Source organism: Mesorhizobium sp. LNHC252B00, from assembly GCF_000502955.1.
Classification (GTDB): domain Bacteria; phylum Pseudomonadota; class Alphaproteobacteria; order Rhizobiales; family Rhizobiaceae; genus Mesorhizobium.
Genome location: NZ_AYWO01000013.1, coordinates 1 through 12,348 on the forward strand (window position 1 = coordinate 1; position 12,348 = coordinate 12,348).

Here is a 12,348-nt window from a genome sequence, read left to right on the forward strand (position 1 = left end):
GGTCGCGGCGCCGCCAGCGAGTGCGGCGCTACCGCGCGCCGCAGCTGAGGCACCGCCTGAAACAGCGTTGATGCCGCCTGTGGCGGCGCCAAGGGCGGCACCGCCGGCCATCACAATGCCGCCAGCAGCAAGACCCGCGCCGACTGCGGCGCCGGCGCCGAGCTGCGGTCCACCGGAGACGAGGCCGTTGGCAATGCCGGGACCAAAGATGCCAAGGCCCAGCAGCGCGAGCGCGGCAAGCACGATCGCCATGGCGTCGTCGATGGTGGGCGCAGCACCTCCGAAACCGGCGGTAAATTCAGAAAAGAGCGTCGAGCCGATGCCGATGATGACGGCGAGCACCAGCACCTTGATACCGGAGGAAATGACATTGCCGAGAACGCGCTCGGCCATGAAGGCGGACTTGCCGAAGAGGCCGAAGGGGATCAGCACGAAGCCGGCAAGCGTGGTCAGCTTGAACTCGATGAGGGTGACGAAGAGCTGGACCGCCAGAATGAAGAAGGCGAACAGCACCAAGGCCCAGGCCAGAAACATGCAAGCGATCTGGATGAAATTCTCGAAGAACGACCAATAGCCCATCAAGCCGGAGATGGAGTCGAGCAACGGCCGGCCGGCGTCCAGTCCTGTCTGGGCAACCTTGCCGGGACGCAGAAGGTCGGCCGTCGTAAATCCCGTTCCGGAAGCCTTGAGGCCGAGGCCGGCGAAGCTCTCGAAGACGATGCGGGCGAGATTGTTCCAGTTGCCGATGATGTAAGCGAACACCCCGATGAAGAGGGTCTTCTTGACCAGGCGCGCGATGATGTCGTCGTCGGCGCCCCAGGACCAGAATAGCGCGGCCAGCGTCACGTCGATCACGATCAGCGTCGTGGCAATGAAGGCGACCTCGCCACCGAGCAGGCCGAAGCCTGAATCGATGTAGCGGGTGAAGACCTCGAGAAAATGATCGATGACGCCGGTGCCACCCATGATGCTATCGGCCTTCCACTCGATCGATCGCGGGCGTCGCGGGCGTGAGGAAGCGGCGGCGGTTCTCGGCCCAAGTGCGTAGGCATGTCGGATCGCGCGCGCCTGCCTCGCCAAGCTCCCGGCAGCGGATCAGCTCGCCACGCAGCGGATCGGCGTTGGCAGTCCCCGTTCGGCCGACCGACGAGGCCGAGGGGCGATCCTCCTTACGGGTCAATTCGATTGCGGTCGCCGTGACAGCGACCGCGACGAACACGACCGCGCCAAGCCGGGCAAGCATTTTTCCGTCCATGACGTTGCCCTCAGTTGCCGTTCTGGAACATGCGGGCGTTGCCCGGCTGGTAGCCGGCGCCCGGCGTCAGGAAGCGGCGGCGCTGCTCGCGGCCTTGTTCGGCGGCCGCCGCCTGCTCGGCGGATTCAAGCGCTTGCGCCCGGCCGTTCGCGGCGACCACGGCAGTCAGGTCGGCGAGTTGCTGTGCCTGGAGACCGAGGAGTTGGTTGCCGGCCTGCGCCGCTTGCAGCGCGCCGGTGGCACCCTGGCTCTGCCCGATGAGGGCAGACATCTGGGTTCGATTGGTGTCGATGTTGCCGACGACGCCGGCTTGGACACGCATGGCGTCCTGAAGGCCGCCTGCGGTGTTCTGCCAACGTTCGCGGGCGCCAGCGATCAACTGCTGGTCCGAGGCGGAGAGGGAGGCATTGCCGTAGGTCGTCTGGAACGCCTGGTCGATCTGCTGGACGTCGAAGGCGATGTTCTGCGCCTCGGAGAGGAGTTGCTGCGTCTTTTGGACAGACTGCTGCAGCTGCTGGAGCGAGGAGTAAGGCAGGCTCGCGAGGTTGCGGGCCTGGTTGATCAGCATCTGTGCCTCGTTCTGGAGCGAGGTGACCTGGTTGGTGATCTGCTCCAGTGCGCGGGCGGCCTGAAGGACGTTCTGCCCATAGTTCGTCGGATCGAAAACGATGAAGGCGTGGGCCGATGTCGTGATCATCGGCGACAGCGAAATAGGCGCGGTGAGAAGAGCCACCGCAAGGCGGGCGACGAGCGAACGGGAACGGGTAGTCATGATTGGGCCTCCTTCTGGGTTTGGGAAATGAGGTTGACAAGATCGGGGATGAGGTCGGCCGCCCACGCAACACCGTGCGCCCGGAGCCATGCGGGCACGAAGCCGTCGCGGCCGTGCTCGGCGAGGACGCGCTCGATCGCCGCCTGGTCCGTCTTGGACGAGGTGGCGGTGAGGGCGAGGGCCACTTCGCCGAGACCCAACTCGAACAGGCGGTTGCCGCGGCGGCTCTGGCAGTAGTAGTCGCGCTTCGGGGTTGCCCGCGCGAGAATCTCGATCTGGCGGTCGTTCAACCCGAAGCGCCGATAGATCGCCGTGATCTGCGGCTCGATCGCGCGCTCGTTCGGCAACAGCAGGCGCGTCTGGCAGCTCTCGATGATGGCGGGCGCAATCGCGCTGCGGTCGATGTCGGAGAGCGACTGCGTGGCGAAGACGACGCTGGCGTTCTTCTTGCGCAGCGTCTTCAGCCATTCGCGGAGCTGGCCAGCAAATCCCTCGTCGTCGAGAGCGAGCCAGCCCTCATCGACGATCAGCAGCGTCGGCCGGCCGTCGAGTCGGTCCTCGATGCGGTGAAACAGATAGGAGAGCACGGCCGCCGCAGCACCCGTGCCGATCAGCCCTTCGGTCTCGAAGGCCTGCACGGACGCCCCGCCGAGCCGCTCCGTCTCGGCGTCGAGCAGCCGACCGTATGGTCCGCCGACGCAATAAGATCGAAGGGCCTGCTTCAGGGCCGATGATTGCAACAGCACCGAGAGGCCTGTCAGCGTTCGCTCTGCCACCGGGGCCGACGCCAGTGAGGTCAGCGCCGACCAGAGATGCTCTTTCACCTCGGGCGTAATAGCCACGCGCTCACGCAGAAGGATCGCCACGATCCAGTCAGCAGCCCACGCGCGCTCGGGCGTGTGATGGATGCGCGCCAGCGGCTGGAGCGAGACTGAGGCCGCAGCACCATCGGTCAGGTCGCCGCCAAGGTCATGCCAGTCGCCGCCCATTGCCAGCGCGGCGGCCCGGATCGAACCGCCGAGGTCGAAAGCAAAGACCTGAGCGCCTTCGTAGCGCCGGAACTGTAGGGCCATCAGCGCCAGAAGCACCGACTTGCCGGCGCCGGTCGGGCCGACGACAAGGGTGTGACCGACGTCACCGACATGAAGAGAAAACCGGAACGGGGTCGAGCCTTCGGTCCTGCCGAAGAGCAGGGGAGGCGCTGCAAAATGCTCGTCCCGTTCCGGCCCCGCCCACACCGCCGATAGCGGGATCATGTGGGCGAGATTGAGTGTTGAGATCGGCGGCTGCCGGACATTGGCGTAGACCTGGCCGGGCAAGCTGCCGAGCCAGGCGTCGACCGCGTTGATGGTCTCGGCCATCGCGGTGAAGTCGCGACCCTGGACGACCTTCTCGACAAGGCGCAGCTTCTCTTCGGCGATGCGGGGATCGTCGTCCCAGACGGTGACGGTTGCCGTGACATAGGCTTGTCCGATCAGGTCAGAGCCAAGTTCCTGCAGCGCGAGGTCGGCGTCAGCTGCCTTGTTGGCCGCATCGCTGTCGACCAATGTCGACGCCTCGTTGGTCATGACTTCCTTGAGAATTGCTGCAATCGACTTGCGCTTGGCGAACCATTGCCGGCGAATTTTCGTCAGCAGCTTCGTGGCATCGGTCTTGTCGAGCAGGATTGCGCGGGTCGACCAGCGATACGGAAAAGCGAGCCGGTTCAACTCGTCGAGGATGCCAGGTGTCGTCGAGGTCGGAAAACCGACGATGGTGAGTACGCGCAGGTGTGCCTTGCCGAGCCGTGGCTCGAGACCGCCGGTCAGCGGTTCATCCGCAAGCAGCGCGTCGAGATACATCGGGGTCTCCGGAACGCGCACCTGATGGCGCTTCGTCGAAACCGTCGAGTGCAGGTAGGTCAGCGTGTCGGCGTCATCGAGCCATGCGCATTCGGGCATGAAGCCTTCGACGAGTTGCAGCACCCGGTCTGTGCGGTCGACGAAGCCGCGCACGATCGCGCGAGCATCGACGCCACTCTGTGCCTTGCCCTCATAAAGCCAGCCCTCGGCGCGTGCGGCGTCCTCGGGAGGCGGCAGATAGAGGAAGGTCAAATAATAGCTGGACTCGTAGTGGGCTCCCTCTTCCTCGAATTCGGCCTTGCGTTCGGCGTCGACGAGGGCGGATGCGGTGTCAGGAAATTGGCTCTCGGGATAACGCTGTGCCGTCAGCCTGGCGGCCTCGACGAAGATTGCCCAACCGGAGCCGAGCCGGCGAAATGCATTGTTGAGGCGTCCGGCGACGGCGACCAACTCGGCCGGCACCGACGATTCAAGATCGGGCCCGCGGAAGCGCGCGGTCCTTTGGAACGAGCCGTCCTTGTTCAGGACAACGCCTTCGCCGACGATGGCTGCCCAAGGCAGGAAGTCGGACAGGTGAGAAGACGCGCGGCGATATTCGGCAAGGTTCATCATGACCTATCTCCTGACCCTTGGCCTCAGAAGTTCAGGTGGCCGGGGATGCGCAGATGCCGTCGCACCACATCGACGAACAGCGGGTCGCGCTTCGCCGCCCACACGGCCGCGGAATGGCCAATCGCCCAGAGCACCAGGCCGACCAGCCAGAGCCGCAGGCCAAGGCCGAGGGCTGCGGCCAGCGTCCCGTTGAGGATAGCGACCGAGCGCGGCGCGCCGCCGAGCAGGATATGGTCGGTCAGCGCGCGATGGACGGGGGCGGAGAAGCCCGGAACGTCGCCGCCGGTGTCAAGAATGCCCGCCATCAGATGAGCGCCCCACCGCCGAACGAGAAGAACGACAGGAAGAAGGAGCTGGCCGCGAAGGCGATGCTCAAGCCGAACACGATCTGGATCAGGCGGCGAAAACCGCCCGAAGTGTCGCCGAAGGCCAGCGTCAGGCCGGTGACGATGATGATGATCACCGCCATGATCTTGGCGACAGGCCCTTCGACGGATTCGAGGATCGACTGGAGCGGTGCTTCCCAGGGCATCGAGGAGCCAGCCGCTTGGGCGGAATGGGGTAGCATCAGCGTGGTGTAGCTTACGAAGGCTGCGGTCACGATGTGACGGCGGATATTGAGTGCAGGGCGGATCATGGGCGGTCTCCTTGGATATCGAGCGATGCGGGGGTGATGGCGTAGTCGCCGGTCCGGTCCAGCCCTTCGACGCAGGCGAGTTCGGCAAGACGTCGGTGCGAGCCGCGGCCGGAAAGCACGGCCACCAGATCGATGGTCTCGGCGATCAGCGCGCGCGGCACGGTCACGACAGCTTCTTGGATGAGCTGATCCATGCGGCGAAGTGCACCGAGGGCGCTGCCGGCGTGAATGGTGCCGATGCCGCCAGGATGTCCCGTGCCCCACGCCTTGAGGAGATCCAGCGCCTCGGCGCCGCGGACCTCGCCGATCGGAATGCGGTCGGGGCGAAGGCGAAGCGAAGAGCGCACAAGGTCTGAAAGCGAGGCGACGCCGTCCTTGGTCCGAAGCGCCACAAGGTTCGGCGCAGCGCATTGCAACTCGCGGGTGTCATCGATGAGCACGACGCGGTCCCCGGTCCTGGCGACCTCGGCGAGTAGCGCGTTGGTGAGCGTGGTCTTGCCGGTCGAGGTGCCGCCGGCGACGAGGATATTCTTGCGAGCCATGACGGCTGCGCGCAGCACTTCTGCTTGCTCGACCGTCATGATGCCGGCCGCCACATAATCGCCAAGGGTGAAGACGGCGACCGCCGGTTTGCGGATCGCGAAGGTCGGGGCTGCGACGACAGGCGGCAGAAGCCCCTCGAACCGCTCCCCCGTTTCGGGCAGCTCCGCCGAGACGCGTGGGCGATCGGAATGGACCTCGGCACCGACATGATGTGCGACGAGACGCACGATGCGCTCGGCGTCGGCAAACGACAGCTGCTCGCCTGTGAAGGCGAGCCCCTGCGAGAGACGGTCGACCCAGAGCCGCCCATCGGGGTTGAGCATCACCTCGACGATTTCGGGGTCTTCCAGAAATCCCGCAATTGCCGGGCCAAGCGCAGTGCGCAGCATGCGCGCGCCACGGCTGAACGCCTCCGACTGCTGGTAGGAAATCGCCATATCGTCCCCTTCTCGCCAAGGACCGTCAAGGCGGCTCCGGCTCGGGGATGATTAGAAGAGGCAGGAACGAGGACCTGGCAACAACAACAATGTGGCGTCGAAGCCTAGCGTACAGAGACAGGGAGACGGCGGGACGTCCGATTGCTTGGTATCGCCTCCGCGACGAGCATTCAGCCGTCTTTGTTCGATTCGATGGCATCTTCGGCCGACGTAACACCGCCGATGTCGTCGGGAATTTCCCTGAGAAAACTCTGTCCCTTCTGCAGGCGCCGGCCCAGCGCTTCGATGAACCCCTCGAACCGCTCGCGCCCCTTGGTTTGGGCGGCCGCCTGTGCATCGGGAGGCAGCGGCGGTGTAATCGTCAGCCAGAAGCGGACGAACAGCGCCAGGGTTTCCGCGGTGATACCAAGATCGCGTTCCATGCGCTGAGCCTGTCGCGAGAGCCGGTCAAGCCGACGGGTGAAAGCTGCCTCTCGCCGGTCGGCACCGTCCGCCGACAGAAATGAGGCGACGGCTGCTTCCACGATCGCCGAGCGAGAGAGTTTCTTGCGATCGGCAAGCTCGGCGATCTGTCTCAACATTTGAGGCGGGAAATAGACGTTCATCCGGTCGCGCATAATACAACCTCACATTTCGATGCCATCGTCCCGATCGAGCGCGACCTGACGGGCGATCCCGCGCATCTGCTGGCGCAGGATGCGGCCCTGTCGCGTGGTGTCTTCCGGATCGTCGTCTTCGATGATGGCGAACTCTTCCTGTGGCCTCAGACCGTCGGTCTCCTTCGCGATGGCGACGTGATCCGGCAGCTCGGGTTCGCGGCGCAGGCCGCCATTGGCCGCGTCCTGTTCAGCCTTGTCCACTTCGGCGAGAGGCATGAGCGAAGGCTTCTGCGGGGCAAGCGCCGACCAGTTGTCCTTGCGTTCTGACCGGACATTCTTTGCCGGGTCGGGGGGCGGCAGGACGCGCTCCTTGAACCGCCCGTCCTCGTAGTAGCGAGCCTTTTTCGCGCGGATAGGCGGCGTGCCTGCCAGCATGACGATTTCGTCGCTGGGCGGGAGTTGCATTACCTCACCAGGAGTGAGCAGGGGCCGCGCCGTCTCTGAGCGCGAGACCATCAGATGGCCGAGCCAAGGAGACAGACGGTGCCCGGCATAGTTCTTCATCGCTTTCATCTCGGTGGCGGTGCCTAGCGCGTCCGAAACGCGTTTGGCCGTCCTCTCGTCATTGGTCGCGAAGCTCACCCGGACATGGCAATTGTCGAGGATCGAGTTGTTGGCGCCGTAGGCCTTCTCGATCTGGTTGAGCGATTGCGCGATGAGGAAGGCTTTCAGGCCGTAACCCGCCATGAACGCCAAGGCGCTCTCGAAGAAATCGAGTCGGCCGAGCGCCGGAAACTCGTCGAGCATCATCAGGACACGATGCCGGTGATCCTTCGCGTGAAGTTCTTCGGTCAGGCGCCGGCCGATCTGGTTGAGCACCAGGCGGATGAGCGGCTTGGTGCGCGAGATGTCGGAGGGTGGCACGACAAGGTAGAGGGTCGCGGGCCTTGGGTTGGCGACAATGTCGGCGATCCGCCAGTCGCAGCGGCTCGTCACCTCGGCAACGACGGGATCGCGATAGAGGCCGAGAAACGACATGGCTGTCGAGAGAACGCCGGACCGCTCGTTGTCGGATTTGTTCAGCAGCTCGCGCGCCGTCGAGGCGACGACTGGATGCGGGCCGACCTCTCCGAGATGCGGCGTCGTCATCATCACCGCCAGCGTGGTCTCGATCGGCCGCTTCGGGTCCGACAGAAACCCGGCGACGCCGGCCAGCGTCTTGTCGGGCTCGGCGTAGAGAACATGCAGGATCGCCCCGACGAGCAGGGAATGGCTGGTCTTCTCCCAATGGTTGCGCTTTTCGAGCGAGCCCTCGGGATCGACCAGCACGTCGGCGACATTCTGGACATCACGCACTTCCCACTCGCCGCGGCGCACTTCGAGAAGTGGGTTGTAAGCGGCAGACCTCTTGTTCGTGGGATCGAACAGCAGCACCCGCCCATGCCTGGCGCGAAAGCCTGCAGTGAGCTGCCAGTTTTCGCCCTTGATATCATGGACGATGGCCGAGCCGGGCCAGGTGAGAAGCGATGGCACGACCAGGCCAACGCCTTTGCCGCTCCTCGTCGGCGCGAAGCACAGCACATGCTCCGGCCCGTCGTGACGGAGATAGTCGCGATCAAGCTTGCCGAGCACGACGCCGTCAGGGCCAAGGAGCCCGGCGGACTTGATCTCGTTCGGTTTCGCCCAGCGCGCCGAGCCGTAGGTCTCGACATTCTTCGCCTCGCGCGCCCGCCAGACTGACATGCCGATCGCCACGGCGATCGAGATGAAGCCGCCGGAGGCCGCGATGAACGCACCCTCGACGAAGATCGGCGGCGCATAGGCGTCGTAGAAATACCACCACCAGAAGAAAGCCGGCGGATAATAGAATGGAACGCCCGCCAGTTCGAACCACGGTGCGCCGAGGTGCGGCTGGAAGCCGAGCTTCCACGCCGTCCACTGCGTCGCCGCCCAGGTCGTGGCGAGCACGATCAGGAAGACGATGGTAATTTGGCCCCAGAGGATTTTCGTGGCGGACATATTTTGGTTCTCGGACGGCGGATGCCATCAAGGTTGGGGGCCAGCGCTGAGGACCACAAGCCGTGGCCCATGCCGGCCGTAGACTTGGCGACGTAAGAGGACAAAAACAGGGGAAAGCGTAGAATCGGGAGCAGCGCTTGCCGACCGTCTCGGCCTTCCGCCTCACAAATCCAGTGAGTCTCGACCAACGGAAGCGCGTGGGATTCTGACCGACAGGGTGTCGTACGCACTGCGGGCCAGCTACTCGACCAGGGCGGACGACCAATTCATCTTGGTCAGCCTTGGCAAATGACGGCTGAATTCGCTGTAGATGTTTTCGAGCCAGAACGGGTCGATGTAATCAAGTTCTCTCCAGCACCGGTCACCGCAGGCCATCTGGACGTCTTCTAGGTACCGCTCGATGCGTGAACGGGAGAGCGTTTCAAGGTGACCTTCGAGGCAGGATGGCAGCCGCCGGATTCGCTCCTGAAGCGAGGCCACAAGCACCGGCACGTCACGCCAGATGCGTTCGGCGCTGTGGCGAAAGCCCGGATGTTCGGCGAAGCTGGAGCCTGCTAGCCAATGGAGGACCGGCAGCGGCAGCACGTCTGGTTCCACGGCAACGATGCCCCAGAGAAGCGCAAAACGTCGTGCTTCTGGTGAAAGAGGGCCACCGCTCAGGAAAACACGATAGAGCGGGCGTGCGGTGAGCGGGGTTGCTCCGCTCATCATGAAGTCTAGTCCCTTTTGGTTGAAGATCATCAGGTCGTTCTTTGAGACTTCATGACCGAGATGTTTGGTCTCGACGTGAATGATGATGTCCGGCAACACGATGACGGCGTCGCTCTCATGGCGCAGACCCGAAGCACTCACCGAACCACAAAGTGTGCGTGACCCGGCGCGCTCCGTCAGGCGCAATCCGCGACCCTCGCAAAAGCCGTAAAATGCCCCCTCGAATGCTCGCCCCCGTTCAGGCCCACTCAACGTTTCGCAATCCCATAGGCGGGTGAGCGCAAAACTGCCTGAGATGACATCATAGAGCGCCGGGTGAAGTCGACCGCTGCTACGGGTAACAAAGAAATCCAACACGGCTCACCTCTTCGAAATTCGGATAAGGCCGATCTCACGGCCGCCGATGACTAGGGGCTCCTCGTGCGTGGGCTTGTTCCGAGGGGGGAAGTCCTTGTCGATTCGGTACGTTTCGGACCCGCCGTAGTTCTCACTGAAGAGATGGTCGAATACGCCCGGAGCACAGCGATTCTGAAAACAGAACGTGGCCCGCATTTCCCACGCCGTGATCACGGTTCCGAGACCCCACTCCTGCGTTAACGAATATGTCTCGTACAGCCGGTCGAGGAAGCCATGAGCCATGCGACGAACTCCGTTGTCGAACCGCACCTCCGCCAGGCGTTGCTCATCGTCAGAGAAGGCCAGAGACGCGGTCGCGAAGATCAGCCAGCCGTCGTGGCGAGGGTGCGCTGATGTTCCCCAACTGACCTGAAACTCCCTTCCCATTTGCGATAGACGGCGGAGGGTGTTGTAATCGAAGCCTAGCCCAGCGCGGCGCAGCACGGCTGGGACGACCACCTCGTTTATGGCCATCAGCATCTTGCGCGCAAAGTCTGACTGCGGCTCCGCAGCCGCAGCGGTCATAAGGCGCGAGACCAGTTCCTGCATTCCGGCCTCGATCTCGGCCACCTCCTCGGCGCTCAGCGTCCGCTCAAGGCGGTCGGTCGTCGTCCGCAGCAGCCCATCTAAGTCAAACCTGCCCTGCGCGACATCCTCGGCCAGCGTCTTCGCGGAAATGTACTTCGGCGAGATGTGCTGCTTGGCCGAAGTCACGACTGGCGCCAAGAGCGCGCCCTTTGACGCGGCAAGCAGAAAACGCCTGACATAAGGATGAACCTCGAACATGCTCTTGAGCACGTGCGAGTAGGCTTGCGCGCGATCATGCTTAATGACGCGGGCCAACTCCTCACCGGCCTCCGTGATACGGATCTTCATGTCGCGCTTCTTCTCGAAGCCCTTAGCATCCTTCGGCAGCGGCCCAACGTCGGCAAGCCCGAGCTTCGCAAGCTCCGAAGCGACATCCCGAGCAATCGAGTAGCCTCTCGTACCAGCACTCGACTCCCTTCTGTCGGTGTTGACCTTGACGCGTAGAGCTTCGAGGCTTGTCGCCTGGGCTCGGTTGGTGAACTGCACCGCCGACATGATGTCGCGGATCTTGATCCGCGGAATGCTGTCCGTTTCGACAACCACAGCGCCTGCGGTAGCGAGTGGTTGCCCTCCGACGGGCACGTCACTGGATAGGGTTGCTGAGGTCATCTTCGTCCTCCTCTGCGGGAGCTGAGTATTGGCTAGCGCTGTCATCAACGAGCGAACGCACGAACGTCAGTTCAAGCACTCCAGTCTTATCAATTGCGCCGTTTGCTGATGACCGGGCCGCGCTCAGGAGGGTGTCCAGCATCTCCAGGAAGCGGCGCGGATTTCCGTCGCTCGCCTGCAGGACGAGTTCGATACCGTCCTTGTCGAACGGATGTAGCGGGCTGGGGACCTTGGTGCCCTTCGGTCGCTTGCCAGCGAGAAGTTTCTCGGTGACTTTGGCCGCCTCACTGACAGACCGAAGCCCCTGCAGGTCGACGATGCGGCCCTTGTTGCGGGCGAGCGAGTAGTCGATGGACGGCAGATGTTCCGCGTTCCAGATCGGTTCCAGCACGCGCAGCGCGTTGATGTGCATCTGGAAAACGAACGATGCCATGTCAGCGGTTGGCGACGTCTGGCACATCGATTCTCGCAAGATGCGGACGTCGCGGTCCTGGTGCCGGGCGTGCTTTGCGAAATTTTCGATCTGGTCGACGAAATAGACGACGTGTGCGATCCCCGCGAGGCTCGCAAACGCGTTAAATATGTGCACGAAATGGAAGCCTTGGGCCGCCCTGATGCGCGGCCCGATCTTCTCCCGAATGAATATCGCGAGCGTTTCCGTGTCGTCGGAGCACAAAGCGTCTATGAAGCCTGCCACCTGTCTGTGGGATAGTTGGATGGAGAGGTTCTTGTAAGTGCCGAGTTTCTGCATGAGGGCGCGCCTGATCGCCTCTGCCTCGTAGGACGGGTTTGCGTCGAGGCTTTCGGCGATTCGTCTCCGAAGCTCCTGGTGCACGTTGCTCTCCGCACCGAAATCGCACCGGAGCGCGAATGCGACCCCTTCGAGGAGTGCGGCCGGGAATGTCTGGATGCCCTTGCTCTGCTCGAACGTGCAGTAGGCGGCAAGGAAAGGGTTATCGACGATTGCTTCGTCCGTGACATCGAATTGAGAAAGGATGGAAGCGCCGAAATCGCGGTTCGCGATCTTGCTCTCCTCGCTCATCATCATGGACTTGCCAAACCCGCGGCCTTCGCTTTCCCCCGCGTGGCTGGACCAGACGGCGCCGATGGTCTGGCGGACATCGCGCTCAAGCGGGTCGAGAAAGAACTTGCGGTGGAACTCGTCGAGCTGTTTGCCATACATCTCCCGAACGTAAACGCCGGGGTTGTCCGGGTTATAGATTTCAGCGACCCGGAAGGGGCTGCCAGTCAGGCGGAACTTGTCGCGGAACACGTCGGCGGCGGTGCTTTTTCTAGCGAGAGCCATGGTTTGTCTCCTTTGCGTTGGCA

At 63.4% G+C, this 12,348-nt stretch carries 12 protein-coding genes; all 12 read right to left on the bottom strand.

Features of this window, described 5'->3' with window-relative positions:
- Positions 1-966, bottom strand: a 966-nt coding sequence (gene trbL, locus X744_RS152915) for a P-type conjugative transfer protein TrbL (RefSeq protein ID WP_023760153.1), incomplete at its 3' end; no start/stop codon positions are given.
- Between the two features lie 4 nt (positions 967-970).
- A complete protein-coding gene (gene trbK-alt / locus X744_RS152910; RefSeq protein ID WP_023760154.1) occupies positions 971-1,255 on the bottom strand; it encodes a putative entry exclusion protein TrbK-alt in 285 nt (94 codons plus the stop codon).
- Between the two features lie 10 nt (positions 1,256-1,265).
- On the bottom strand, positions 1,266-2,027 hold the full coding sequence (trbJ, locus tag X744_RS152905; RefSeq protein WP_023760155.1) for a P-type conjugative transfer protein TrbJ: 762 nt from the start codon (positions 2,025-2,027) through the stop codon (positions 1,266-1,268).
- Positions 2,024-4,480, bottom strand: a complete 2,457-nt coding sequence (gene trbE / locus X744_RS152900) for a conjugal transfer protein TrbE (RefSeq protein ID WP_023760156.1) — start codon at positions 4,478-4,480, stop codon at positions 2,024-2,026. The genes trbJ and trbE overlap by 4 nt, the downstream gene beginning before the upstream one ends.
- Positions 4,481-4,503: 23 nt before the next feature.
- Positions 4,504-4,785, bottom strand: a complete 282-nt coding sequence (locus X744_RS152895; protein WP_023760157.1) for a VirB3 family type IV secretion system protein — start codon at positions 4,783-4,785, stop codon at positions 4,504-4,506.
- Entirely contained in the window at positions 4,785-5,117 is a 333-nt protein-coding gene (locus X744_RS152890) for a TrbC/VirB2 family protein (protein WP_023760158.1), read from the bottom strand. Before X744_RS152890 ends, X744_RS152895 begins: the two co-directional genes overlap by 1 nt.
- Complete coding sequence (trbB, locus tag X744_RS152885) at positions 5,114-6,097, bottom strand: P-type conjugative transfer ATPase TrbB (protein WP_023760159.1); 984 nt, start codon at positions 6,095-6,097, stop codon at positions 5,114-5,116. Before trbB ends, X744_RS152890 begins: the two co-directional genes overlap by 4 nt.
- Before the next feature lie 170 nt (positions 6,098-6,267).
- The gene (locus X744_RS152880; protein ID WP_023760160.1) at positions 6,268-6,714 is read right to left on the bottom strand and encodes a CopG family transcriptional regulator; all 447 of its coding nucleotides are present in this window, start codon (positions 6,712-6,714) and stop codon (positions 6,268-6,270) included.
- Positions 6,715-6,723: 9 nt separating this feature from the next.
- Complete coding sequence (locus tag X744_RS152875; RefSeq protein WP_023760161.1) at positions 6,724-8,715, bottom strand: conjugal transfer protein TraG; 1,992 nt, start codon at positions 8,713-8,715, stop codon at positions 6,724-6,726.
- A gap of 240 nt (positions 8,716-8,955) precedes the next feature.
- Entirely contained in the window at positions 8,956-9,780 is an 825-nt protein-coding gene (locus X744_RS152870; RefSeq protein WP_156938570.1) for a hypothetical protein, read from the bottom strand.
- Between the two features lie 6 nt (positions 9,781-9,786).
- The gene (locus tag X744_RS152865; protein WP_031260495.1) at positions 9,787-11,019 is read right to left on the bottom strand and encodes a hypothetical protein; all 1,233 of its coding nucleotides are present in this window, start codon (positions 11,017-11,019) and stop codon (positions 9,787-9,789) included.
- The gene (locus tag X744_RS152860; protein ID WP_031260496.1) at positions 10,994-12,325 is read right to left on the bottom strand and encodes a hypothetical protein; all 1,332 of its coding nucleotides are present in this window, start codon (positions 12,323-12,325) and stop codon (positions 10,994-10,996) included. The genes X744_RS152865 and X744_RS152860 overlap by 26 nt, the downstream gene beginning before the upstream one ends.
- Between the last annotated feature and the right edge of the window lie 23 nt (positions 12,326-12,348).